Genomic DNA, 23,876 nt, shown 5'->3' with positions numbered 1-23,876 from the left:
CTTATTGATAAAACATATTTAATTCAGGCAGCTTAATGTCTTTAGCACTAAATCAAACGCCGGGAAACTCATCCCGGCGTCGTCTTTGGGGGTTTTTACAGGGATTATTGACCCTGGCCCTGACCTTATTCGGTCTGCTGGTTATCACCTTTTTTCTGTCGGCGCTATCGCCGGTGGACAGGGTGCTACAAATCGTGGGCGACCACGCCAGTGAAGCCACTTACCAGCAAGTTAAACAACAGCTTGGGTTGGATAAACCCTTACCAGTACAATTCTGGCATTATCTGGAGCGGTTAGCCCATGGTGATTTGGGGCTTGCCAGCGCCAGCGGTCAGCCGGTGTTACACGACTTACTCACCGTGTTCCCTGCCACATTAGAGTTGGCGACATTATCGCTTATCATCGGCGCAGCACTGGGGATTATCCTCGGTTTGCTGTGCGCCCGCTGGGCAGGTAGCAAGCTGGATGCCGCTATCCGCTTTATTACGTTGCTGGGGAATTCGGTTCCGATCTTCTGGCTTGGTCTGCTGATGCTGTTGCTGTTTTACGCCCGGCTACAATGGAGCCCCGGCCCCGGCCGTCTTGATGATATTTATCAATATACCGTGGAAGCGAAAACCGGTTTTGCCCTGATCGACACTTGGCGCTCCGGTGATGTGGGTGCCTTTGGCAATGCCATCGCCCATTTGATCTTGCCGGTCGCCCTACTCGCTTACTACGCCTTAGCCAGCATTACTCGCCTGACGCGCTCGGCCTGCTTGAGTGAACTGAATAAAGAGTACATTACGTTGGCAAGAGCTAAAGGCGCGGGTGAAATGCGGATTTTACTGATGCACGTGCTACCGAATATCCGTGGCACCTTGCTAACCGTCATTGCTTTGGCCTATACCAGCATGTTGGAAGGCGCAGTATTAACCGAAACTGTTTTTGCCTGGCCGGGCATTGGCCGCTACCTGACCAGTGCGCTGTTTGCCGGCGATACCACTGCGATTATGGGTGGCACTCTGCTGCTCGGCATGTGCTTTATTTTGATTAATAATGTGACCGACTTACTCGTCCGTCTGCTCGATCCGAGAACGCGCTGATATGCCAATGACAAAATTCTTCCAAGCGCTAAAGCGTTCGCCCTCCGCCAGTATCGGGCTGTTTATTCTCTCCTCGTTGGTGATAATTGCCATTTTCGCCCCGTGGTTAGCGCCATTTGATCCCAACTGGCAAAACGCGGCTGACCGCTTGCTGCCGCCGAGTGCCGGGCACTGGTTAGGAACTGACAGTTATGGCCGCGATATGCTGTCGCGCCTGATTTACGGCACGCGGCCAACCTTAGGGCTGGTGCTGCTGGTGACGGTGATAACCTTGCCGCTAGGTTTGCTGGTCGGGGTACTTTCCGGTTATTACGGCGGCTGGCTCGAACGCATTCTGATGCGCGTCACTGATGTGGTGATGTCAATGCCACGGCTGATTCTGGCTTTTGCTTTTGTTGCCATGCTTGGCCCCGGTCTAATTAATGGCGCGCTGGCGCTGGCACTGACCACCTGGCCGGCCTATGCTCGCCAGGCCAGAGCCGAGATTCAATTATTACGTAAAAGTGATTATCTGGCCGCGGCTGAAATGATGGGAATCAAAGGCTTGCGCTTGCTGTGGGGCCATATTTTACCTATGTGTCTGCCATCGGCGGTGGTGCGTTTGGCCTTAGATTTAGCCGGAATCATCTTAGCCGCAGCAGGGCTGGGTTTCCTCGGGTTAGGGGCGCGCCCGCCGATGTCCGAATGGGGCTCTATGGTTGCCGACGGTATGCAGGTTATCTTTGACCAATGGTGGATTGCGGCCATTCCGGGCTGCGCTATCTTACTCAGCAGCATGGCATTTAACCTGTTAGGCGACGGCTTGCGCGATATTTTGGATCCTCACCATGACTGATAAAATTTTTGCCGTCGACGGGCTATCTGTCGATTTTCAACAACAGCGAGTGGTGGATAATATTTCATTCCACCTCGGTCGTGAGCGGGTTGCACTCGTGGGGGAATCTGGCTCAGGCAAATCTATTACCGCCAGAGCATTGATGGGGTTAGTCCGCGCGCCGGGGAAAGTCAGTGCTAAAAAGCTGAGTTATTATGCTGATAATACTGACCAACAGGGCCATTCTGGCCAAATTATCGAGCACAATTTATTGCAGTTGCAGCCAAAACAGTGGGGTGCATTACGTGGCAGTGAGATTGCCATGGTGCTGCAAGACCCCCGCTATGCCCTGAATCCGGTGCGCACTGTTGGCAAACAAGTTGAAGAGTCTCTGCTGTTGCATAACACCCTTTCCAGGGCAGATACGCGCGAGCGCGTGTTAAATGCACTGGCATCCGTCGGGCTCAATGAAAGTGCTTATCACAGCTACCCCGGCCAACTGTCCGGCGGCATGGGCCAGCGGGCGATGTTAGCTATCGCTTTGGTGAATAATCCGCGGGTATTGATTGCCGATGAGCCAACGTCGGCATTGGATGCTAAGCTGCGTAACCAAATTCTGGCGTTGATTGTCGAGCAAACTGAACAGCGCAATATGAGTTTGTTGCTGATTAGCCACGACCTGCCGTTGGTTGCCGAACATTGTCACCGAGTTTTGGTGATGTATCAGGGAAAATTGGTCGATCAAGGCGCTGCGGCTGACCTGCCCCATTCAACTCACCCCTATACCCATACGCTGTGGGCCTGTCGCCCGAATGCCAGCACCTATGGCACTGATTTACCAGTATTAGATCGCAGCGCTGATTTCTCTGGAGGTTCTCGTGGCACTGATTGAAGTCAACCATCTACAGGTCAGTTTTGCCCAGAAAAATCAGGTGAAAACCGCAGTTGAGTCGGTCAGTTTTGCGGTTGAAGAGGGGGAAACTTTCAGCCTGATTGGTGCCTCTGGCTGTGGCAAATCCACTGTATTACGTACTCTGGCGGGTTTGCAGCGGGAGTGGCAAGGTGAAATTACCCTGCTGGGCCAACCCTTACAGCCAGGGAAACGTTTTGTGGGTCAATTGCGTAAAGATGTACAAATGGTATTCCAAGACCCCTATGCTTCACTTCATCCGCAACACAATATTCAGCGCACTCTGGGTGAGCCACTGAAGATTCATGGCGAGAATAATATTCAGCAAAGAATTGACCAAGCACTCGAGCAAGTGGGTTTACCTGCTGCGGCGGCACAGCGCTACCCTCATCAGTTCTCCGGCGGTCAGCGCCAGCGCATTGCCATTGCCCGCGCCCTGTTATTACGGCCAAAACTGCTACTGTTGGATGAGCCGACCTCAGCATTAGATATGTCAGTTCAGGCGGAAATCCTCAATTTACTCAATCACTTGAAACGCGAACATGGCATGACATATTTATTGGTTAGCCACGACAGTGATGTGGTGGCGCACATGTCTGAGCGCGCAGCAATGATGGAAAGCGGCAAGATAGTGCGGGAATTTACTCGGCGAGATCTCGAGTTAGCCGAGCATTTTATGGGGTAGATTTTTTCGTGCACAATAGAGGCGGCTCGGTGTATTAGCATCTGAGCCGTTCACTAAAAGCTAAAAAACCTCCATCATCCTCACCACACTCTGAATAGACTGCTGCAAAGTATCCTCCTCCATGGCATTGGCCCCTTGCAGCAAAAATGGCGGCAGAAAATCCATGCCGGTCAGATTTGCCATGGCGTGGAAAGGTAACAATAAATCTAACGCCGGGTAACGGTTATAGCCCTGTGGGGTATAATCCTGTGCTTTCCCCCCGGTCGACACCACCAACTGCAAAGATTTGCCACGCAATTGGTCCCCGCGGCTTCCATAAGCAAAACCATAGGTTAAAACCGCATCTTGCCACTCACTTAAAATGGCCGGAGAGCTATACCAGTAAAATGGAAACATCATCACAATCACATCATGGGCCGCCAGCAACTCTTGTTCGCGCGCGACATCAATGTGAAAGTCGGGATATTCACGAATCAGTTCATGCACGGTGACATGGGGTAATACTCGCACCGCTTCTATTAACCCATGGTTGATACGAGATTCATCCGGTTTACGATGGGCAGTCAACACTAAAACACGCGACATAACAGACACTCCATTAGCTTTAATCGGGTTATTTTTTCATTTTCAACGCCGCCAGTGTAGGCTGTAATCAGTCATATTAATTTCAACCCAAGGTATCAACCATAATGTCATTACCTGTTGATATTCACCGCTTATTGCCCGCATTTCTGAGCGCCGCCCAAAGCGAGAATTTTTCTGTCGCGGCTCGCCAATTGGGCGTCACCCCCGCCGCCGTGAGTAAAAATATCCGCGTGTTAGAAGAAAAATTGGCGCTGCGCCTGTTTCAGCGCAATACCCACAGTGTGGTGTTAACAGATGAAGGCCGTGCTTTATTAGCGCGGATAGCACCTCTTTGGCAGGCGCTGTCACAGACTCTGGACACGGTACGTAATGATGAGCAACATCCCAGCGGGACGATTCGGGTCAGTGTGATCCCCGGTTTTGGTCGACAACTGTTAATGCCGCTAATTCCAGAATTTATGGCGCGCTATCCACAGATTGACTTAGATCTTTCATTGGAGGCCAGAGTCGTTAATTTGGTTAGTGAAGGGTTCGATGTTGGGATTGGCACACATATTGATCCCGATAGCCGTTTGATTGCACGCCAGTTTTACCCAATGCAAATGGTGTTAGCGGCCAGCCCCGCTTATCTGGCGCGCTATGGCACCCCGACCCACCCGCAAGATCTCTATCAACACCAGTGTTTGCTACATCGCAATCCATCAACCGGGCGAATAGTCAAATGGCGACTGCAACAGAATAATGAAGTGCAATCCCTCGAACTTGCGGGCCGTTTGGTCATTTCACAACCCGAAGTCTTACTGAATGCCGCACTGGCCGATATGGGAATAACCTATGTGGCACAGTGGCATGCAGAAGCTCATTTTGCCGATGGGAGTCTGGTTCCGGTATTAGCCCAGCACTGGCCTGAGCCGGTGCCATTGTGGCTCTATTATGCTTGCGCCAATTTACCTTCGCGGGTACGAGTGTGGGTCGATTTTCTGCTAGAACATTTCCGTGCGCATAATCCCTAACCCATGCCAATGGCGCAAAAAAGCAGCATAAAAATATCCATTTTGTGACGTACTGAACAGGGAATTAACCTAAATCCGATTTCCTTGTTCTAGGTCAATTATGTTGGCTGTCACTTCTGCCATTACCCATATATAGTGTCTATAGGAAATTAGATGCCTATATGTAGTAGTTATCCACAAAATCATCCACACCCCCTCGTAGCCCTTATCTGCTGCGGGTTGCCTTGTGGATAAGATGGTATTGCGGGTCATGCTACGCGGCAGGATACAGGAGCGACATTGTGAAAACAGTAGTGATTAAACGGGACGGTTGTCAGGTACCTTTTGATGAGGTGCGAATCAAGGAAGCTGTCGAGCGCGCTGCGCTGGCGGTTGGCGTGGTAGACGCAGATTATTGTGCAACTGTTGCCCGTGTGGTCGCTCAGACGATGGAGAGCCAGCCGAAAGTTGATATCCGCGACATCCAAACTGCGGTCGAAAACCAACTGATGGCCGGTCAATACAAGCAGCTCGCTCGAGCTTATATCGAGTATCGCCATGATAGGGATATCTCGCGGGAACTGCGTGGTCGCCTGAACCAAGAAATCCGGGGTTTAGTGGAGCAAAGTAACAAAGCGCTACTTAACGAAAACGCCAATAAAGACAGCAAAGTCATTCCGACTCAGCGCGATCTACTGGCCGGGATTGTCGCTAAACACTACGCCAAACAGCATATCTTGCCACGGGACGTGGTCTTGGCGCATGAACGTGGCGAGATTCACTACCATGACTTGGATTACGCACCATTCTTCCCGATGTTCAACTGTATGCTTATCGACCTTGATGGCATGTTGACCCACGGTTTTAAAATGGGGAACGCGGAAATCGAGCCACCAAAATCCATTTCTACCGCCACCGCCGTCACCGCACAAATCATCGCGCAGGTCGCCAGCCATATTTATGGCGGCACAACTATTAACCGTATTGATGAAATTCTGGCACCATTCGTCACAGAAAGTTTTAATAAGCATAAGGCCGTGGCCGATGAGTGGCAGATCCCAGATGCCGCCGGTTATGCTATGTCGCGTACCGAAAAAGAGTGTTACGACGCGTTCCAATCACTGGAATATGAAGTCAACACGCTGCATACCGCGAATGGTCAAACCCCGTTTGTCACCTTCGGTTTCGGGCTGGGCACCAGTTGGCAATCACGTATGATTCAACAGGCCATTCTGCGTAACCGCATTGCCGGCCTGGGTAAAAATCGAAAAACTGCGGTATTCCCGAAACTGGTTTTTGCTATCCGTGATGGTCTGAACCATAAATTTGGCGATGCCAACTACGATATCAAACAGCTGGCACTGGAGTGCGCGACCAAGCGCATGTACCCAGATATTCTCAATTATGATCAAGTGGTTAAAGTCACTGGCTCCTTCAAGACGCCCATGGGCTGCCGCAGCTTCTTGGGGGTCTATGAGGAAGATGGCCAGCAGATCCACGATGGCCGCAATAATCTGGGGGTTATCAGCCTTAACCTGCCGCGCATCGCTCTGGAAGCCCAAGGTAATGAGGAGAAATTCTGGCAATTACTTGACGAGCGCTTGCTGTTAGCCAAAAAAGCATTAATGACCCGCATTGCACGGCTGGAAGGCATCAAAGCCCGCGTGGCCCCCATCTTGTATATGGAGGGGGCTTGTGGTGTGCGCTTGCAAGCGGATGACAATATCGCTGAAATCTTTAAAAATGGCCGCGCATCCATCTCACTGGGCTTTATTGGTATCCATGAAACGGTTAATGCCCTGTTTGGCAATGATACCCATGTCTTTGATAACAAAGAATTACGTGAAAAAGGCGTGGCTATCGTCGAGCGGATGAGACAAGCAACAGATGCTTGGAAAAATGAAACCGGCTATGCCTTTAGCTTGTACAGTACCCCAAGTGAAAATCTGTGCGACCGCTTCTGCCGCCTTGATACTGCTGAATTTGGTGTGGTAGAGGGCGTCACCGACAAAGGTTATTACACCAACAGCTTCCACCTCGATGTTGAAAAGAAAGTTAATCCATACGACAAACTGGATTTCGAGGCACCTTACCCGCCATTAGCCAATGGTGGTTTCATCTGTTATGGCGAATATCCGAACTTACAGCATAACCTTAGGGCGCTGGAAGATGTGTGGGATTACAGCTACAGCCGAGTCCCTTATTACGGTACTAACACGCCAATTGATGAATGTTACCAATGCGGCTTTACCGGTGAATTCTCTTGTACCAGCAAGGGCTTTACTTGCCCGAAATGTGGTAATCACGAGCCCTCGAAAGTGTCCGTCACTCGTCGGGTATGTGGTTATTTAGGTAGCCCGGATGCACGACCATTTAACGCCGGTAAGCAAGAAGAAGTGAAACGGCGAGTCAAGCATCTGGCTAATGGACAACTGGGCTGATTACCACTTTGAACTACCATCAATACTATCCGGTGGATGTTATCAACGGCCCCGGCACTCGCTGCACACTATTTGTTTCCGGCTGTGTGCATGAGTGTGTGGGCTGTTATAACAAAAGTACCTGGCGACTGAATTCAGGCAAACCATTTACCGCAGAAATGGAAGATAGGATCATTGCAGATCTCAATGACACCCGTATCCGTCGGCAAGGGCTATCCCTCTCCGGCGGTGATCCGCTGCACCCGCAAAATCTGTCAGCCATCTTGCAACTGGTAACACGTGTACGCCAGCAGTGCGACGGCAAAGATATTTGGCTCTGGACGGGCTACACACTTAATGAGCTGACTGACGAACAACAGCAAGTGGTTAATTTAATTAATGTTCTGGTCGATGGCAAATTTGTGCAAGACCTAAAAGATCCGTCACTTATTTGGCGCGGCAGCGGTAATCAGGTTATCCATTACCTGCGTTAATGGCTTCTTAACTTAATTAGCAAAGTTATAAGTCAACGTGGCATTAAACCGCCAATCACGGCGTGAGCTATCACTGGGCAGGTCACCAATTGGCCTCGCCCCTTCCAGTGAGAGCGAATAGTGCTTGTTATCACCCAAGGTGACACCCACGGCATAAGAAGCCAATTTTTGTGAACGGAATATGGGCGAGTTATACCCAGTGTGAGCCGTATCCAGCACCGCATAGGGCTGAATGGTTTTGAGCCAGTCCCCCTTTTCCCGATTATGCATATAGCGCATTTCTACCTGCCCACCATAACCATAGTCACCGGTCGCTTCGCTGTCAGGATAACCACGTCCAAACCGCAGCCCACCAAAAGTGACATGCTCCGCTTCCGGCAGATCATTGTCAGACCAATCCCCTTCAACCGAGGCACTTAACCGCCACTTCTCTGCCATTAAATACGCCGCATCCCCGGTGAGTTTCCAACGGGTAAATCCCAAATCTCCCCATGGAACCGAACTGGATGCCAAAGCCCCATTTATCCCCTTGCGCACACTAGCGCGCGTGCTCCAATAAGATTGGGTATATTCCTGATAACCCGTCAGTGCTAATTCAGCCGCTGGATAACGCATGCGCTGATTTTGGTCCTCTAAATCGAGCAATGTATTATTAAATGTATTAAAACGAGCTCGGCTTTTTAAATTATAACTTTTTTCCAGATAATCCACACCGCCACTGACTGTCCATTGCCGCTTACGCGTTAATTGCAGCGGATAACTTAACACCACCCCGCCAGTATATTGCGTTTGCTCAGTGCGGCTTGATAAAGTAATGTTTTGTGGGAGTAGTGTCAGCACATCGGTATAATCTTTGGGTTCTTGTTTATAATAACTGCCACGGGTTTGTAATAACAAACCATTACTGCCTAAATATTGCTGATAGTTCACTCCCAAATATTGATCTCTATTTTTACTGTCGAGCGGTAATAATGTCGCAACACCCAGTTGCTCAGCATAAGGTGTAAAACCACTTAAGGTTGCATTCAGTACCCCACTATAAACCCCTTTGCGGCTGTCTAATGCCGTAGTGACATTCCAGTGACGCGGATGGTCAGCTTTCACATCCAATAATGTGGCACCGTATATATTATCGGGGTTTTTAGCCGTGGCGAGCACTTTAGTATCCGGTGTGCGGCTCATCAAAATAGAGTAGCGCTCAAAGGTATCCTGGGTTAGCGGCTGCTCTGCCATAATGCGCTGAGACAATTTAGTCAGCCAGCGCCCTATTGCTGCATTTTCGCTTTGAATACGCGCATTAGCAATATAGCCCTCAACTAACCCTATTTTCAGCGTACCATGGGCAAAGTTATCTGTCGGCAGATAAGCATAAGAGAGAATATAACCATCTTCCTGGTACATTTTTGTAATAGACTGGGCAGCGGCCAATAGTTTTTTTAATGGCACTTTTTTACCAATATAAGCACTAAAGGGTTCACTCAGGACATTAATATCATATTGAGTGCCTCCTATAAATTGAATATGCTTCACTTCAATTAAAGTGTCCAATGTCAATTTAGTATTCGGCGATGGCGGAGAAATTGTTGGCGGTGCCACCCGCATTGTTTGTGGCTTAGTAATGTCGCGCGATATTTTAGATGGGTTATTCTGATCAATTAACATTGGAACAGTATTGCCTAATGCACCTAATGGCCATGCACTTGCTGCGCCCAATAAATATAATATCCACATTCTATTATTCATAGAATATTTCCTTATGTGCACATTGAATTATAATTATGATAATTTTTATTATTTATATGCCGTAAGGCTCCCCCTATAAAGAGGGAGCCATCGGAAATACCTGCCCAAAAGCATGAGTGTTAATTTGTTTTCGGCTTCAGAATGCCGCCGACACCACCCAATAAACCACCGCCAGCACTAGCATTGGCGTTAGCAGACACACCCGCACTCACCCCTCCAGCAACACCACCAGCCACACCCGCGACAGTATTGGTTGCCCCCGCCAACAAGCCGCTGTTGTTGCCACCTGTAGTCGGTGTCAGTGGATTAGTGCCCCCCGCCAGCAGACCATTAGAACCCCCGGTCGCAGTTGGTGGCGTGACCAAACCCCCAGCGTTTTCAACGGCTTGCCCAGTGCCTTGTAGCACCTGACCAACGCCTGCCAAAGCCGGTGCGTTGGTGGCAACTTGAGTGCCAGTGGTCGCCACTGTACCGCCAACGGCCGTCAGCAAGTTGTTGACTGGCGCACCAATGCCCGTGGTCGTGCCCACAGTCTGAGTAATATCTTGTACTTGGCCGACCACCGGTGTCACTATGCCGGTTGCCGTCGTGGTTAATTTGCTGGTCGTCCCAGTTTGTAGGTCTTGCGCCAATCCATTACCAATGGCCGTTACCGCCCCACCAGTCTGAGTGACTAATCCGCCCGCAGTGCCAGTGACACCGCCCAATGGGCTATTAGCGGCAATACCTGAAACTGTGCCACCTAATCCTGAAACACCGGTGCCTACATCCGCCACGGCTTTCGGTACACTGGCCGCCGTAGTGCCTAATGCATTAGGATTATTTCCCAATTGGCCCACACCGTTCTGTAAACCGGTGCCAACTTCACTGACGGCATTACCCGCGCTATCGACCACGGTGACCAAACCGCCCCCGACGATAGGCACGTTGCCGACCGGTGTTTGACTAACAACACCACTGACAGTATTGCCTACGCCATCCACGGCAGTCCCGACACCACTGACAACATTACCAACCGCAGAGTTATTCGCGGTAGTTCCACCACCATTGCCCGACCCACCACCAGTTCCGCCTCCAGAGCCGCTTCCCGAGCCACTTCCGCCGCCAGAACCCGTTCCACCGCCACCACCACTATCATCACTACCTGAGCCTGTTCCACCTGTGGTCTGACCCGCATTATTCTTCGCTGTATTGTGAGAACCTCCGCCACTTCCACTACATGCCGCAAGCGAGCAGGCCAGTAATATTGCCAGACTTATTTTGCTCAGACGGCTGATCTTATCAGGGCACATGGTATAACCCCCCAGAGAGAACGCCACAGCGGCGTAAAATAACTATAAGAGACACTTATGTTTCCCTCAAGTTAATGCTATGTTTATTTTTTGTATAAAATGCTATTTTTACGTGAAGAAATATATCAGATTGATAATGCGATAAATCTTTTTACTATAAGCAAGTCGATTTACGCGATAAAAACGCACACTGAGAACAGCAGATAACCTTCATCGTATCGCCATCTCCGCTTAACCCAACTGTCATTAAAAACCGCCAACATAGCGATAAATTCACTTACTGGTTATCACCATGGTAACTCGCCAGCTGTCCGCCCGATTTCACCTTACTGTTCTTTCATCGTGGCTGATGGCCTGTGCGAATCAGATTGAAAGAGGGTTATCCGCCATGCACTTATCTAGACCACCGACCAGCTATCCCACCCGCTATCAACAAATTGCGGCCCAGTTAGAGCAGGAATTGCGCGGCGCATATCGCTGCGGGGATTATCTGCCCTCCGAACAACAATTAGCTGCGCGCTATCAGGTGAACCGCCATACCTTGCGCCGGGCCGTCGACGAACTGGTCGAGCGCGGCTGGCTGCAACGCCGACAAGGTATCGGCACTCTGGTATTAATGCGCCCTTATGACTATCCGCTGCATGCCAATGCGCGCTTTAGTCAGAACTTGCTCGACCAAGGGAGTGACCCCACCAGTGAGCGCTTACTAGCCGTATTACGCCCGTGTATTGAGCATGTGGCAAAAGCATTGTCACTAACTGAAGGGGCGACGGTCATCCATTTGCGCACATTGCGGCGGGTTAATGGTGTGCCGGTCTGTGTTATTGATCACTATCTGCCCGACCTAAATTGGTGGCCTGCGCTGCAACATTTTAGCGCCGGCTCACTGCATCAATTTATCAGCCAGAATTTGCAGCAACCGCTAAGCCGCAGTCAGACCCGTATCAGCGCGCGCCGTGCTCAGGCCAAAGAGAGCCGCCTGCTGGAAATTGCCATCCATGCTCCACTGCTATGTGTGCGTACCTTAAATATCCGTGTTGCTAGCCAGCAGGTGGCGGAGTACTCCGTCAGCCTGACTCGGGCCGACATGATTGAACTGACCATGGAGCACTAAATGGAAAGCCACTCTACTGCTCGGCAAAACTGGATGTCGGTGTTGGCCCACAGCCAGCCGGCTGAGGTGCTCGCCCACTGGCAACCCTTGAATCTGTCACCGCGATATCAGGTCATTCGTGCGCCTGAAATTGGCTTAAACCAATTGCAGGCCAGAATGGGGGGCACTGGCCGCCGCTTTATTCTCGGCGACATGACCATCACCCGCGCGGTCATTAAGCTCAGCGACCACACTGACATTTACGGCTACAGCTACATTGCCGGGCGCAACAAGCCCCATGCAGAACTTTGCGCCCTACTGGATGCCTTGTTGCAGCTATCGACCATCACCAGCGACCACGGTAAGTCGGCGGGATTATTCAGGTCGATTGCCTGCACCAAGGTACACCGCTGCGCCTGCGTGGGCCGGGCATTGAACACTGCCGCACCATCGCGCCGCAACTGCCGGCCGCCGTATTAAATTACCTACTTAACCGCCCCGTCATATTCCCTGCGGGAATCGATTTTCTACTGGCCTGTGGTGAAAACCTGATGGCCATTCCACGAACCACCCATGTGGAGGTGTGCTGATGTACGTTGCAGTCAAAGGGGGCGAAAAAGCCATTGCGGCAGCCCATCAATTGCTGGAACACCAGCGGCGTGGCGATACACAGATCCCCGCTGTTGATTGCGAGCAAATTGAGCAACAGTTGGGTTTGGCGGTTGATCGGGTGATGACTGAGGGTGGCATCTATGATCGCGAACTGGCAGCACTGGCGATTAAACAGGCCAGCGGTGATCTGGTGGAGGCGATTTTCCTGCTGCGCGCCTACCGCACGACCTTACCGCGTCTGGCCGTTAGCCAACCGCTGGCAACCGATAATATGCGGCTGGAGCGGCGTATTTCCGCGATTTATAAAGATTTACCCGGTGGGCAAGTGCTCGGCCCAACCTACGATTACACCCACCGGCTACTGGATTTCACTCTGTTAGCCTCCGGCGATGCACCGCCAGCGCTCAAAGGTAAAGCGGTGCAACCGGGCGATTTACGCACGAATAATTGCCCCCATGTATTTGATTTATTGGCACAAGAGCAGTTAACCAAAACGGAGCAAGATGACGGTACGGAGCCAGACGATATCACCCGTAAACCACCGGTTTACCCCGGCAACCGCTCAGCACGGTTGCAACAACTGGTGCGCGGCGATGAAGGTTTTTTGCTGGCGCTGAGCTATTCCACCCAGCGCGGTTATGGCCGCACTCACCCATTTGCCGCAGAGATCCGTACCGGTCACCTGACCATTTCCATTGCGCCGGAAGAACTGGGATTTGCTATTGATATCGGCGAAATCTTGCTGACCGAGTGCGAAATGGTGAATGGCTTTGTCAGCCCGGAATCCCAAGCGCCGCATTTTACTCGTGGCTACGGGCTGGTATTTGGCCGTGGTGAGCGCAAAGCGATGTCGATGGCACTGATGGATCGCGCCCTGCAAAGCCGGGAATATGACGAAAATGTCACCAGCCCAGCCCAAGATGAAGAATTTGTCCTGTCCCATGCCGATAACGTCGAAGCCGCCGGTTTTGTCTCTCATCTTAAATTACCGCACTACGTGGATTTTCAGGCCGAACTGGCGCTGCTAAAACGCCTGCGTCGTGAGTATTTGTCAGCCACTCAAGGGCAGGAGCCGCGCCATGACTGAGATTCTCGCCGGCTACAATCTGGGTTATCTGGATGAACAAACCAAAAGAACCCTGCGCCGCGCCTTACTGAAAGCCGTGGCGATACCCGGTTATCAAGTGCCATTTGGTGGGCGCGAAATGCCGATGCCGTATGGCTGGGGCACCGGTGGCATTCAGCTAACCGCTTGTTTGATTGGCCGCTACGACGTACTCAAAGTCATAGATCAAGGGGCCGATGACACCACCAACGCGGTGTCAATCCGCCGCTTTTTCCAGCGGGTCAGTGGGGTTGCCACCACGGAAAAAACCACTGACGCCACATTAATCCAGACCCGGCACCGCATCCCGGAAATCCCCTTGACTGAAGATCAGATTCTTATCTATCAAGTACCTATCCCTGAGCCGCTGCGCTTTATTGAGCCGCGCGAAACGGAAACTCGCAAAATGCATGCACTGGAAGAATACGGCGTGATGCAAGTGAAGCTGTATGAAGATATTGCCCGCTACGGCCACATCGCCACCACTTATGCTTATCCGGTCAAAGTAAATGATAGCTACGTGATGGACCCTTCGCCAATCCCGAAATTTGATAATCCTAAAATGCACATGATGCCCGCACTGCAACTGTTCGGTGCAGGCCGTGAAAAACGCCTTTATGCCCTCCCCCCCTTTACCAAAGTCGCAAGTCTGGATTTTGACGATCACCCGTTTAGTGTGCAGCAATGGGATGAACCTTGCGCCCTGTGCGGCTCGCGCCACAGTTATCTCGATGAGGTGGTGATGGACGATAAAGGCAGCCGGATGTTTGTTTGCTCAGATACGGATTTCTGCCAACAGCAGCTGGCTCAAGCCGCCGAACAAGAGGTTAATATTCAATGATTGCTGAACAGATGATTTCCCCCCCTATCACCCCCCACCCGCTGCTGTCGGTGGAAAACCTCACTCATTTGTATGCCCCGGGTAAGGGCTTCAGCCAGGTCTCTTTTCAGCTGTATCCCGGTGAAGTGCTGGGGATTGTCGGCGAATCTGGCTCGGGAAAAACCACCTTGCTGAAATCCATTTCAGCCCGCCTTGCACCGCAGCATGGGCAGATTTTTTATCGCCCAGACACGCAGCAACCGGTTGATTTATATCAGATAGCGGAAAGCCAACGCCGCCGTTTACTGCGCACCGAATGGGGGGTAGTTCATCAACATCCTCTGGATGGATTGCGGCCACAAGTCTCGGCAGGCGGCAATATTGGCGAGCGATTAATGGCTATCGGCCAGCGCCATTATGGCGAAATACGCCAACAAGCAGGCCGCTGGCTGGAAGATGTCGAGATTCCATTGTCACGCCTGGATGACATGCCAACCACTTTCTCCGGTGGCATGCAGCAGCGGCTGCAAATTGCCCGCAATCTGGTGACCCATCCGAAACTGGTGTTTATGGATGAGCCAACCGGCGGGCTGGATGTCTCCGTGCAAGCCCGCCTACTGGATTTACTGCGTAATTTGGTGGTGGAAATGCAATTGGCGGTGGTCATTGTCACTCATGACCTCGGGGTTGCCCGCTTATTGGCTAACCGCCTGTTGGTGATGAAAGAGGGCCAGGTGATTGAAAGTGGCCTGACTGACCGGGTACTGGATGACCCACATCATCCTTATACCCAGCTCTTGGTGTCCTCAGTGCTGCAAAACTGATTTTTAGCTTTCGAGCTTAATCCGCCCGTCAACTAATGAGAACTCACTATGAACCACCTGCAACTCAGAGTTGAAAATCTCAGTAAAACCTTTGTGTTACACCACCAGCACGGTATTCGCTTGCCAGTGCTGCATCAAACTGCGCTGGAAGTCGGCAGTGGGGAATGTGTGGTGCTGCATGGCCATTCCGGCAGCGGGAAATCCACATTGCTGCGCTCTTTATATGCCAATTACTTACCCGATAGCGGCCATATCTGGGTGAAGCATCAGGGAGCATGGTTGGATATGGTCAGTGCCGAAGCTCGGCAAATTATGGCGGTACGCCGCCATACCATAGGTTGGGTCAGTCAATTTTTGCGGGTGATCCCGCGGATCAGTGCTCTAGATGTGGTGATGCAGCCCTTACTGGAGTTGGGGGTTGACAAAAACCAGTGTCAGCAGCGCGCGCAAGATTTGTTGACACAATTGAATGTGCCGCCACGGTTATGGGATCTAGCGCCCTCGACTTTTTCCGGCGGCGAACAACAGCGGATCAACATTGCGCGGGGTTTTATTGTGGATTACCCCATTTTGTTGCTGGATGAGCCAACAGCATCACTCGATAGCACCAACAGCGCGGCAGTCATCAGCCTGATTGATAAAGCTAAACAGCGGGGAGCCGCTATTGTGGGCATTTTTCATGATGAAAATGTGCGTAACCATGTTAGTGACCGCTTACTTGTCATGACACCGCCACCCTCGCATGTCAGCACGGGGATCCCATCATGATCTTCAACAACGTCAATCTTATTCTGGCAGACAGTGTGGTCAGCGGATCACTGGAAATCCAGCACGGTGTGATCCGCAGCTATAGCGATCGCCCCACTCAACTTTCGGCAGCCATTGATGGGCAAAAAAGCTGGTTACTGCCGGGATTGATCGAGCTGCATACCGATAATCTGGACAAGTTTTTTACCCCTCGGCCGAATGTGGATTGGCCCGCACATTCGGCAATGAGCAGCCACGATGCGTTGATGGTTGCCTGCGGGATAACCACAGTGCTGGATGCCGTGGCAGTCGGTGATGTCCGGGATGGCAGTCATCGGCTGGATAACCTGCAAAAAATGATTCACGCCGTGGTGGACAGTCAGCGCTCAGGATTAAATCGCGCTGAACATCGGATTCATTTGCGTTGTGAATTACCCCATGACAGCACTTTGCCGCTGTTTGAAGAACTGATGATGCAGCCGGAACTTTCATTGGTGTCACTGATGGATCATTCGCCAGGTCAGCGCCAGTTTGCCTCGCGGGCCAAGTACCGCGAATATTATCAGGGTAAATATCACCTCAACGACCAGCAAATGACGGAGTTTGAAGCAGAGCAAATCAGCCTTTCTGCGCGCTGGTCGGGGCAAAACCGGCAAGCCATTGCCGCTCATTGCCGTGATCGCGGGATTGCCTTGGCCAGCCATGACGATGCTACCGCCGAACATGTGGCGGAATCACAGGCATTGGGCAGTGTGATTGCCGAATTTCCCACCACCGAAGTGGCGGCCAGAGCCTCACATCAGCATGGTTTACAAGTATTAATGGGCGCGCCCAATATTGTGCGCGGCGGTTCGCACTCCGGCAATGTGGCTGCGCACCAACTGGCATCGCTGGGAGTATTAGATATTTTATCCTCCGATTATTACCCCGCCAGCTTGCTGGATGCCGCATTTCGTATTGCGCACGATGCAACCAACAGTTTCATCTTACCGCAAGCAGTCAATTTGGTCACCTGCAACCCCGCGAAAGCTTTGGGGCTGGCGGATCGCGGAGTGATTGGCGAAGGTAAACGCGCTGATTTGATATTGGCACGCGCCCATGACGGTTCGCAGGGCCAGCATGTTTATGTACAAAATGTCTGGCGGCAGGGAATACAGGTGTTCTGATGGCGCGCTAAACAGGGGGTATTTGCTCTGTTTTGGCAGGCTCATGGTCACCATTATGGCGTGGGTATTGAAATAGATATCTGGCTGCAACGGGGCTGCGATGTGGTGGTAAATGGCTCCAGGGCTTATTTGCCCGAGGCGCTACGGCGCTATCACCGCCAGTTACTGCCACTTTGCCTGACTGTCTCCCCAGCGATTTTAGCGCAGCGATTGCAGCAACGTGGGCGGGAAAACAGTGCGCAAATCAGTGCGCGCTTACAGCGAGCGCAGCATTACCAGCAGCAGCTTGCGGTTAACTGTCTGCAACTTTGTAATGATGGCGAACTGCACCATACGCTGGAGCAATTTCAACAATTATTGGCAGCGCATAGCTCGCCAGACCACGCAAGGGAGGTGTAAACATGGAACTGACATTATTAGGAACTGGATGTGCCCAGCAGATACCGGTGTTTGGTTGTGAGTGTGTGATTTGCGCCAAAGCCCGCGAGCAGCCCACTCTAGGTCGTAAACCTTGCAGTGCCATGCTGTGTTACCAGGGGGAAACCAGCTTGATTGATGCGGGGTTGCCAACACTGGAGAGCCAATTTGCCGCAGGGGAAATTCAGCGTTTTTTGCTTACACATTACCACATAGATCACGTTCAGGGGTTATTTCCATTGCGTTGGGGGTGTGGAAATGCAATTCCGGTGTACGGCCCACCAGACCCTCAAGGGTGCGATGACCTGTATAAGTCCCCGGGAATACTGGCTTTTCAACCGCCTCTGCGGGCATTTCAGCCCATCAAATTTGGTGATTTGCGGGTAACGCCCGTGCCGCTAAATCATTCAAAAATCACTTTCGGCTATCTGTTGCAAAGCTCAAGTCGGGCTATTGCCTATCTGACAGATACAATTGGCTTACCGGCTGATAGCGCACTGTTTTTAGCCAGCAAACATATTGATTTACTGGTGCAGGATTGTAGCCATCCGCCCTACAATCCAGCGTCACATCAGCCGCCGCCCCGCAATCACAATGATGTGACCATGGCACTCGCCATCAGTGAGTTATTGAAACCCAAAGCAACCCTGCTGACACATATCAGCCATCAGATGGATGCATGGGCGCTCGACAATACTTTGCCCGCAGGAATCACTATTGCCCATGATAATCAAACAATTAGCCTACAATAGCTGATACTCAATGGCTGCGGTTTCAAGTCCGCGGGGGATGCTGCATTTGGGCTGATGATAAAATGGTCACACCGTCATGTGGTGGGGCAAAAGCTTGGTCTAGCAGCGCCTGCGCCACATCTTTGGCTTTAATTAATCGCCATTTATCAGGTAATAAGGCAAATAAAGGCGCACTAAGGCTCTCCATCAAACGGGGGTGAGGGCGTTGACCGGCCAGCATCGAGGGGCGGGCAAAAGTGAGTTGTGGCCAGCCCTGAGTTTGTAAATCCCGCTCAGCCTCACCTTTGGTGCGGTTATAGAACAGCCAGGAATTTGGATTTGCGCCCATCGCGCTCACCAGCAGGAAATGTCGTGCCCCTAGCCGCAAGCCAGTTTCGCCGGTTGCCAGCACTAGCCGATAATCCACCTGCCGAAATGCCGCCTGACTGCCCGCCTGCTTGCGGGTGGTGCCCAGACAACAAAAGACTAAATCCACCGGGTCATTTAAGGTTTTCAGCAGCTCGCCAATGTTTTCACCTTGCGGGTTAATCAGTTTATTCATAACAGGCAATGGTTTACGGGTTGGTGCAATAATAGACGTCACACGAGCATCCAAACGTAGCAAGCGCAGTAATTCGCCCCCCACCAAGCCACTTGCCCCCAGTAATAATACCTTTGCCATTTGACCTCCCGATAGAAATGCACCTGCCACCACAGTATGGAGACAATCATTGAATCAATTGTTACTGATAATACATACCAGAAACACTATGACATAACTCCGGAAAACAGCCAGTTATAACGATCTCTCTGTGACGTCAGGGACGAGGGGCATTCCAGTGCAATTTTTTGCCAAAACCGAGGGTATTATTGGTCATCTTGATTTCCAGCAGATTGAGCTGCCAGAGAGCGGTGGATGCAACTTTAGCCACTGGGAAACGGCGACAATAGCGCTGACGGGCAATGGGTTCAGCATCGCCCTTAACTTCAGTTATTTCACCGCGATATTGAATGCCTTTTATCAATGCCACGGTGCGCGGCTGTGTCGCAATCGTCCCAACAACCTGCGGATTAATTTGCATCAGTTCCCCATGGCGAGTGTGCTTTTCTGTCATCAGATAAAGCGCCATTTTCACTTCATCAAAAACATAAAAACAGTTGGCACACCACATATCCATGCCACTGCCAGCACACAGGGTCAGGACATGCTGCTGGCGTAGGAAACGGGTAATGAAGGCTAGGTCATCAGGATTATTCACATCACTCATTATTTACGTCACTTTCCAGCTTAAAAACAGCGTTCAGTGTACATCAACTTTGGCGCGATTAACTCTGCCACAACAAGCGATCACGCGATGTCAGGGTGTCTGCTGGCAAAGTCGCGAGTACCGCCTGATAGCGCTTGGCATCTTGTGGATAACCTCTGGCCGCCTGCAATAACAGCCGCAAAGCACTGTCATAGTCAATTCCGCGCAAGTCACGGTAAGGCCACAATTCAGGTTCCGCAATAAATGGCAGTAAATAATCAATACCTTGCTGCACATTACGCCCATCCTGCACCCACTCCCAGCGATCAATTTCTACATGTTCGCCATAGCGGCACAGCAATAAATGCGCCTCCATATTGAATAAGGAGTAATGGAAAGGCACAGTGCGCTCCAGTTCCATCCACTGCTTACCGTCTTGCGCGATTTGCGCCGCCAACCGCTGGGTAATCCCTTGGCGGATGATGGTGGCAACCAGCCCGCGATCACCATAAAACATAGCATTTGCAGCGCGCTGGACGTCATACCAGGTGCCATGGTTATTGTGCCAAACATATTCCGAGTGGCCCACTTCACTGTGGAACATCCAGTGGTTAAAGTCGCGGAACCATTGCTGCAAGACCGCCGTGTCCTCGGTATCGAGCAGTTTGGCCGGGAGAATCAACCCGATGGTATCAATCACCATCCACATCAGCCGGGTATCAATTAGCCCAGTTCCACGGCCAGAGACAATGCCGGGGATGGCCTGACCATAGTTCAGGTGCGGGTTCATGCGGGTTTTGGCATCTAAAAACCAACAACGGATCTGTTCTGCCGCCACCTGCGCATAGCGGCTGTTGCCGGTAAAATAGTAAGCCAACCCGAGTGTTAGGCAGCGGTCACACATCCGTACAATGCGCTGAGTGTCAGTATCATCATTCTGACTCTGCGGATTGGTATGTCCATCGCGGCGCACATAGGGCAAACCATTGGGTTTACGCGGATTCGGCCACCAGTAAGTCCCAAAACTGTAATAATCGTGAATGTCGCCACTGACAGGCAGCAGCGTTTTGTGTGTCACACTTTCCGGCGGTTGGTCGCGCAGTGCATCGGCGTCACTTAATAACCGGCGCAAGGCCGGTTGTAGGGGTGAAAATGGTTGCTGCAATACTGCTTTCGCCTTGATAAGGCAGTCCACATCTAGTGTGTACAATTTCATTGGCGTCATGGGCATGGCTTCCTTTATGCGGCCTGACAGGCAACCCGCACGCCAGTGGCGGCATCAAAAATGTGGATACCGGCCAGCTTAGGTTGCAGATACACCGTTTCCCCCTCATTGACCGCCAGGCGCTGTTTAAAGACTGAAGTAAAACGCCCGCCGCCGGTGCTGCAAAATAGCTGCATATCCGAGCCGGTATTTTCAATCGCCGTAATTGTCGCTTTGAGTGCGCTGGCACTGTGCGTTTCATCCACCACATTGACCTGCTCCGGGCGAATGGCATACACCACCCGTTGCCCATCCGTCACTTGCAAGCCGCTAGGCAGTGTCAGTAAGGAGTTGTCTTCTAACCGCAGCAGGAACTCCTCGCCCTGTTGCATCACCGTGCCTGGCAACTGGTTGATCTCCGGGGATCCGATAAATCCGGCCACAAACAGATTGGCGGGGCGATCGTAAAGATCCAATGGCGAGCCGACCTGCTCAATGCGCCCTTCGCGCAATACCACGATCATCTGCCCCATAGTCATCGCTTCAATCTGATCATGAGTCACATAGACCGAGGTGGTTTTCAGCCGCTGATGCAATTCGCGGATCTCACCACGCACTTGCGTGCGCAATTTAGCATCTAGGTTCGATAATGGCTCATCGAACAAGAACACCTGCGGGTTACGCACTATGGCGCGGCCCATGGCCACCCGCTGGCGCTGTCCGCCAGATAAATCTTTTGGTAGCCGCTCTAACAGTGCCTGTAAGCCCAATAACTCGGCGGTGGTTTCGACTTTTTTACTGATGTCGGCTTTGGACATTTTGGCCATTTTCAGCGCAAACCCCATGTTCTCACGCACCGTCATCTGCGGATAAAGGGCATAACTTTGGAACACCATGGCGATGTCACGCATCTTGGGTTCAACATCGGTGACATCTTTATCATTGATGCCGACAGTGCCGCCGGAGATCTCTTCCAGCCCGGCAATCATGCGCAATAAGGTGGATTTCCCGCAGCCACTTGGGCCAACCAATACGCAGAACTCACCATCAGGAATTTCCAGCGAGACATCGCGGATAACATGGGTGTCACCGTAAGATTTACACACGTTTTTAAGTACAACCGATCCCATTTTGTTTCTCCCTAGCCTTTAACCGCGCCAGACATGATCCCGCGATTGAAATGTTTTTGCAGACCCAGATACACGATGATGCTCGGCAACATCGCCAACAGAGTGATGGCAATAAAGATATTTGGTGTGATGCTCTCGTCAGTGCGTAATGTGCCGAGGATCACCGGAATGGTATTCAGACTGTCCTGATTCACCACAATCAGCGGTAACAGGTATTGGTCCCAAATCATGATAAAACCGAAGGTGACCACCGTGCCCAATGCCGGTTTAACCAGTGGCAGGATGACATGGAAGAAAATTTGCCATTCACTGGCACCATCAATACGCGCCGCCTCTTCCAATTCTTTCGGGATAGCGGCCATAAACTCGGTCAACACAAAGATTGAGAAAGCCCAGCCGACAACCGGCAAGATCATGCCCAGATAACTGTTATACAGCGAGGCATCAATAACCGGCAGCTGCCAGTTAATTATCATGTACAGCGGGATGGCGATCACTTCTTCCGGCAGCATCATGGTCGAGAGAATGACCAAGCTGGTCAGCGAGACGCCAACAAACTTTTTCCGCGCCAGTGCATAAGCCGCCAGCGCACTGACCGACACTTGTAAAACCGTGCCGAAGAACACCACGATGATAGAGTTCAGCAAATATTGCCACACGCCGATATCCATCCAGGCGAAGATAAAGTTCTCCCAGGAGAACTGATTCGGCCAGGCCAGCAACTCCCCCGGTTTTACCGGCGCGCCGCTGAATGCAGTGGCGATAATGCCCCAGTATGGGCCGACAAACACCACCAGCAGCAGACCATAAATTATCCAGCGGCCGATACTGTTCCAAGTTTTACTTTTCATTACCAGTCTCCGGCTCAGGTTAGTAACGGGCGATACGCTTTTTCAATGTGAGATGACAAATCGTCAGCACCACAGTGAAGGCGAATAACAGGAAGGACACCGCGGATGCATAGCCATAGTCAAACTGTTCAAAGCCCAGTTTGTAGATATGGGTCATTATCATTTCTGTCGCATTAGACGGGCCGCCGCCAGTGGTGGCATAGACTTCAGCAAACACGCGGAAACCACGAATGAACGACAGCATCAGCACCACCGAAAGTGCGGGGATCATGCCCGGCAAAGTGACATAGCGCAGGCGGTTCCACCAGTTAGCGCCATCCACATTCGAGGCGTCATATAAATCGCGGTTAATACCCGCCAGCCCGGCAATAAAGATAACCATGTTGTAAGGCACGGCTTTCCAGATATGCAGCATCATGACCGTCCACAGTGCCTGGTCGGTGTCCGCCAGAAAACCCTGCGCCTCAATGCTGAACCACGACAGAATGTGGTTCACCACACCATTACTGGTCGGGTTAAACAGAATTCGCCACATTTCGGCGACGATCGCCGCACTGGTCACCGCGGGCAAGAAGATAGCGGTACGGATAAAACGCAAATGCCGTGCCGGCCCTTCCAATAGCATGGCTAAAAAGAAGGCGATAAAAGCGGCCACCACCATGGTGACCACCACATATAGCAGGGTGTTGAAAACCGCCGAGTGCAGCGCTTCATCACCCATGGCACGGGAAAAGTTATCAAACCCGACCCACTCATTTGGCTGGTTAAAGTTAACCTTGTAAAAACTCATCACCAACCCTTGCAGCATCGGGATGAATTTAAACCAGGTGAAGATGACCAGTGCCGGGGCCAGGAACAGCCACGGAACCAGATTACGTTTTAGTCGGGGGGTTAGCATTATCATGATTG

At 51.5% G+C, this 23,876-nt stretch carries 25 protein-coding genes and 1 pseudogene; 17 read left to right on the top strand and 9 right to left on the bottom strand.

The window, feature by feature from the left end:
• The first annotated feature begins 35 nt into the window (after positions 1-35).
• From D5F51_RS02695 to D5F51_RS02680, 4 genes are read left to right on the top strand one after another with little or no spacing between them, the layout of a single operon-like run.
• Positions 36-1,085 (top strand): ABC transporter permease, encoded by a 1,050-nt coding sequence (locus D5F51_RS02695; RefSeq protein ID WP_129195530.1) that lies wholly within the window; start codon positions 36-38, stop codon positions 1,083-1,085.
• Between the two features lies 1 nt (position 1,086).
• Positions 1,087-1,920 carry an ABC transporter permease gene (locus tag D5F51_RS02690; RefSeq protein WP_025379648.1) on the top strand — a complete coding sequence of 278 codons (834 nt, stop codon included), beginning with the start codon at positions 1,087-1,089 and terminating at the stop codon, positions 1,918-1,920.
• Positions 1,913-2,791: an ABC transporter ATP-binding protein gene (locus tag D5F51_RS02685; protein WP_129195529.1), complete on the top strand. Its 879-nt coding sequence runs from the start codon at positions 1,913-1,915 to the stop codon at positions 2,789-2,791. Before D5F51_RS02690 ends, D5F51_RS02685 begins: the two co-directional genes overlap by 8 nt.
• Positions 2,778-3,494 (top strand): ABC transporter ATP-binding protein, encoded by a 717-nt coding sequence (locus tag D5F51_RS02680; protein ID WP_129195528.1) that lies wholly within the window; start codon positions 2,778-2,780, stop codon positions 3,492-3,494. Before D5F51_RS02685 ends, D5F51_RS02680 begins: the two co-directional genes overlap by 14 nt.
• Before the next feature lie 60 nt (positions 3,495-3,554).
• Here the strand turns inward: D5F51_RS02680 and D5F51_RS02675 are convergent, their stop codons facing one another.
• Positions 3,555-4,079 carry an NAD(P)H-dependent oxidoreductase gene (locus D5F51_RS02675; protein ID WP_129195527.1) on the bottom strand — a complete coding sequence of 175 codons (525 nt, stop codon included), beginning with the start codon at positions 4,077-4,079 and terminating at the stop codon, positions 3,555-3,557.
• Between the two features lie 104 nt (positions 4,080-4,183).
• Between D5F51_RS02675 and D5F51_RS02670 the strand changes: the two genes are divergently transcribed.
• The 3 genes from D5F51_RS02670 (at position 4,184) to nrdG (ending at position 7,985) form a co-directional block, all read left to right on the top strand.
• The gene (locus D5F51_RS02670) at positions 4,184-5,092 is read left to right on the top strand and encodes a LysR family transcriptional regulator (protein WP_129195526.1); all 909 of its coding nucleotides are present in this window, start codon (positions 4,184-4,186) and stop codon (positions 5,090-5,092) included.
• 281 nt (positions 5,093-5,373) lie between these two features.
• Positions 5,374-7,512 carry an anaerobic ribonucleoside-triphosphate reductase gene (nrdD, locus tag D5F51_RS02665; protein WP_129195525.1) on the top strand — a complete coding sequence of 713 codons (2,139 nt, stop codon included), beginning with the start codon at positions 5,374-5,376 and terminating at the stop codon, positions 7,510-7,512.
• A gap of 8 nt (positions 7,513-7,520) precedes the next feature.
• Positions 7,521-7,985 carry an anaerobic ribonucleoside-triphosphate reductase-activating protein gene (gene nrdG / locus D5F51_RS02660; RefSeq protein WP_025379653.1) on the top strand — a complete coding sequence of 155 codons (465 nt, stop codon included), beginning with the start codon at positions 7,521-7,523 and terminating at the stop codon, positions 7,983-7,985.
• A gap of 12 nt (positions 7,986-7,997) precedes the next feature.
• Here the strand turns inward: nrdG and D5F51_RS02655 are convergent, their stop codons facing one another.
• Together D5F51_RS02655 and D5F51_RS02650 are read right to left on the bottom strand one after the other, a co-directional pair.
• Positions 7,998-9,728 (bottom strand): ShlB/FhaC/HecB family hemolysin secretion/activation protein, encoded by a 1,731-nt coding sequence (locus D5F51_RS02655; RefSeq protein ID WP_129195524.1) that lies wholly within the window; start codon positions 9,726-9,728, stop codon positions 7,998-8,000.
• Between the two features lie 119 nt (positions 9,729-9,847).
• A complete protein-coding gene (locus D5F51_RS02650; protein ID WP_129195523.1) occupies positions 9,848-11,020 on the bottom strand; it encodes a collagen-like triple helix repeat-containing protein in 1,173 nt (390 codons plus the stop codon).
• A 388-nt stretch (positions 11,021-11,408) separates the two neighbouring features.
• Between D5F51_RS02650 and phnF the strand changes: the two genes are divergently transcribed.
• From phnF to phnP, 10 genes and pseudogenes are all read left to right on the top strand, one after another.
• Entirely contained in the window at positions 11,409-12,134 is a 726-nt protein-coding gene (gene phnF / locus D5F51_RS02645; RefSeq protein ID WP_129195522.1) for a phosphonate metabolism transcriptional regulator PhnF, read from the top strand.
• Positions 12,135-12,593, top strand: coding sequence for a phosphonate C-P lyase system protein PhnG (gene phnG / locus D5F51_RS22900; RefSeq protein ID WP_129195521.1), 459 nt, complete (start codon positions 12,135-12,137; stop codon positions 12,591-12,593).
• Positions 12,491-12,703, top strand: coding sequence for a phosphonate C-P lyase system protein PhnH (locus D5F51_RS22950; protein WP_425471889.1), 213 nt, complete (start codon positions 12,491-12,493; stop codon positions 12,701-12,703). The genes phnG and D5F51_RS22950 overlap by 103 nt, the downstream gene beginning before the upstream one ends.
• The gene (locus tag D5F51_RS02630; RefSeq protein ID WP_025379658.1) at positions 12,703-13,812 is read left to right on the top strand and encodes a carbon-phosphorus lyase complex subunit; all 1,110 of its coding nucleotides are present in this window, start codon (positions 12,703-12,705) and stop codon (positions 13,810-13,812) included. Before D5F51_RS22950 ends, D5F51_RS02630 begins: the two co-directional genes overlap by 1 nt.
• Complete coding sequence (locus D5F51_RS02625; protein WP_129195520.1) at positions 13,805-14,671, top strand: alpha-D-ribose 1-methylphosphonate 5-phosphate C-P-lyase PhnJ; 867 nt, start codon at positions 13,805-13,807, stop codon at positions 14,669-14,671. The genes D5F51_RS02630 and D5F51_RS02625 overlap by 8 nt, the downstream gene beginning before the upstream one ends.
• A gap of 11 nt (positions 14,672-14,682) precedes the next feature.
• Positions 14,683-15,474 (top strand): phosphonate C-P lyase system protein PhnK, encoded by a 792-nt coding sequence (gene phnK, locus D5F51_RS02620; RefSeq protein ID WP_129199141.1) that lies wholly within the window; start codon positions 14,683-14,685, stop codon positions 15,472-15,474.
• A gap of 48 nt (positions 15,475-15,522) precedes the next feature.
• Positions 15,523-16,242: a phosphonate C-P lyase system protein PhnL gene (gene phnL, locus D5F51_RS02615; RefSeq protein ID WP_129195519.1), complete on the top strand. Its 720-nt coding sequence runs from the start codon at positions 15,523-15,525 to the stop codon at positions 16,240-16,242.
• Entirely contained in the window at positions 16,239-17,387 is a 1,149-nt protein-coding gene (gene phnM, locus D5F51_RS02610; protein WP_129195518.1) for an alpha-D-ribose 1-methylphosphonate 5-triphosphate diphosphatase, read from the top strand. The genes phnL and phnM overlap by 4 nt, the downstream gene beginning before the upstream one ends.
• A 3-nt stretch (positions 17,388-17,390) precedes the next feature.
• Positions 17,391-17,786 (top strand): annotated as a pseudogene (gene phnN, locus D5F51_RS02605) (ribose 1,5-bisphosphokinase); the annotation flags it as partial.
• Positions 17,787-17,788: 2 nt separating this feature from the next.
• Complete coding sequence (gene phnP / locus D5F51_RS02600; RefSeq protein ID WP_129195516.1) at positions 17,789-18,556, top strand: phosphonate metabolism protein PhnP; 768 nt, start codon at positions 17,789-17,791, stop codon at positions 18,554-18,556.
• Between the two features lie 22 nt (positions 18,557-18,578).
• On the opposite strand, the gene D5F51_RS02595 is transcribed toward phnP, so the two are convergent.
• From D5F51_RS02595 to D5F51_RS02570, 6 genes are all read right to left on the bottom strand, one after another.
• Positions 18,579-19,217 (bottom strand): Rossmann-fold NAD(P)-binding domain-containing protein, encoded by a 639-nt coding sequence (locus tag D5F51_RS02595; protein ID WP_129195515.1) that lies wholly within the window; start codon positions 19,215-19,217, stop codon positions 18,579-18,581.
• Between the two features lie 136 nt (positions 19,218-19,353).
• A complete protein-coding gene (locus tag D5F51_RS02590; protein ID WP_162301671.1) occupies positions 19,354-19,803 on the bottom strand; it encodes a YhbP family protein in 450 nt (149 codons plus the stop codon).
• 58 nt (positions 19,804-19,861) lie between these two features.
• The gene (locus D5F51_RS02585) at positions 19,862-21,007 is read right to left on the bottom strand and encodes an alginate lyase family protein (protein WP_162301670.1); all 1,146 of its coding nucleotides are present in this window, start codon (positions 21,005-21,007) and stop codon (positions 19,862-19,864) included.
• A 14-nt stretch (positions 21,008-21,021) separates the two neighbouring features.
• Entirely contained in the window at positions 21,022-22,116 is a 1,095-nt protein-coding gene (locus tag D5F51_RS02580; protein WP_129195513.1) for an ABC transporter ATP-binding protein, read from the bottom strand.
• 11 nt (positions 22,117-22,127) lie between these two features.
• Positions 22,128-22,967 carry a carbohydrate ABC transporter permease gene (locus D5F51_RS02575; protein WP_025379669.1) on the bottom strand — a complete coding sequence of 280 codons (840 nt, stop codon included), beginning with the start codon at positions 22,965-22,967 and terminating at the stop codon, positions 22,128-22,130.
• Positions 22,968-22,986: 19 nt separating this feature from the next.
• Positions 22,987-23,871 (bottom strand): carbohydrate ABC transporter permease, encoded by an 885-nt coding sequence (locus tag D5F51_RS02570; protein WP_025379670.1) that lies wholly within the window; start codon positions 23,869-23,871, stop codon positions 22,987-22,989.
• Positions 23,872-23,876: the final 5 nt, after the last annotated feature.

The sequence above is a fragment of the Yersinia hibernica genome (assembly GCF_004124235.1).
GTDB lineage: Bacteria > Pseudomonadota > Gammaproteobacteria > Enterobacterales > Enterobacteriaceae > Yersinia > Yersinia hibernica.
The sequence above is the reverse complement of the archived record's forward strand: the minus strand, read 5'-3'. Positions and strand labels throughout refer to the sequence as shown.

Coding starts and splice junctions, on each gene's coding strand:
- D5F51_RS02690 (WP_025379648.1), top strand. CDS start 1,087: ATGCCAATGACAAAATTCTTCCAAGCGCTAAAGCGTTCGCCCTCCGCC.
- D5F51_RS02595 (WP_129195515.1), bottom strand. CDS start 19,217: ATGGCAAAGGTATTATTACTGGGGGCAAGTGGCTTGGTGGGGGGCGAA.
- D5F51_RS02585 (WP_162301670.1), bottom strand. CDS start 21,007: ATGACGCCAATGAAATTGTACACACTAGATGTGGACTGCCTTATCAAG.
- D5F51_RS02570 (WP_025379670.1), bottom strand. CDS start 23,871: ATGATAATGCTAACCCCCCGACTAAAACGTAATCTGGTTCCGTGGCTG.
- D5F51_RS02695 (WP_129195530.1), top strand. CDS start 36: ATGTCTTTAGCACTAAATCAAACGCCGGGAAACTCATCCCGGCGTCGT.
- phnP (WP_129195516.1), top strand. CDS start 17,789: ATGGAACTGACATTATTAGGAACTGGATGTGCCCAGCAGATACCGGTG.
- D5F51_RS02685 (WP_129195529.1), top strand. CDS start 1,913: ATGACTGATAAAATTTTTGCCGTCGACGGGCTATCTGTCGATTTTCAA.
- phnF (WP_129195522.1), top strand. CDS start 11,409: ATGCACTTATCTAGACCACCGACCAGCTATCCCACCCGCTATCAACAA.
- D5F51_RS02575 (WP_025379669.1), bottom strand. CDS start 22,967: ATGAAAAGTAAAACTTGGAACAGTATCGGCCGCTGGATAATTTATGGT.
- phnM (WP_129195518.1), top strand. CDS start 16,239: ATGATCTTCAACAACGTCAATCTTATTCTGGCAGACAGTGTGGTCAGC.
- D5F51_RS02590 (WP_162301671.1), bottom strand. CDS start 19,803: ATGAGTGATGTGAATAATCCTGATGACCTAGCCTTCATTACCCGTTTC.
- phnG (WP_129195521.1), top strand. CDS start 12,135: ATGGAAAGCCACTCTACTGCTCGGCAAAACTGGATGTCGGTGTTGGCC.
- phnL (WP_129195519.1), top strand. CDS start 15,523: ATGAACCACCTGCAACTCAGAGTTGAAAATCTCAGTAAAACCTTTGTG.
- phnK (WP_129199141.1), top strand. CDS start 14,683: ATGATTTCCCCCCCTATCACCCCCCACCCGCTGCTGTCGGTGGAAAAC.
- D5F51_RS02650 (WP_129195523.1), bottom strand. CDS start 11,020: ATGTGCCCTGATAAGATCAGCCGTCTGAGCAAAATAAGTCTGGCAATA.
- D5F51_RS02625 (WP_129195520.1), top strand. CDS start 13,805: ATGACTGAGATTCTCGCCGGCTACAATCTGGGTTATCTGGATGAACAA.
- D5F51_RS02675 (WP_129195527.1), bottom strand. CDS start 4,079: ATGTCGCGTGTTTTAGTGTTGACTGCCCATCGTAAACCGGATGAATCT.
- D5F51_RS02630 (WP_025379658.1), top strand. CDS start 12,703: ATGTACGTTGCAGTCAAAGGGGGCGAAAAAGCCATTGCGGCAGCCCAT.
- D5F51_RS02670 (WP_129195526.1), top strand. CDS start 4,184: ATGTCATTACCTGTTGATATTCACCGCTTATTGCCCGCATTTCTGAGC.
- D5F51_RS02655 (WP_129195524.1), bottom strand. CDS start 9,728: ATGAATAATAGAATGTGGATATTATATTTATTGGGCGCAGCAAGTGCA.
- D5F51_RS02580 (WP_129195513.1), bottom strand. CDS start 22,116: ATGGGATCGGTTGTACTTAAAAACGTGTGTAAATCTTACGGTGACACC.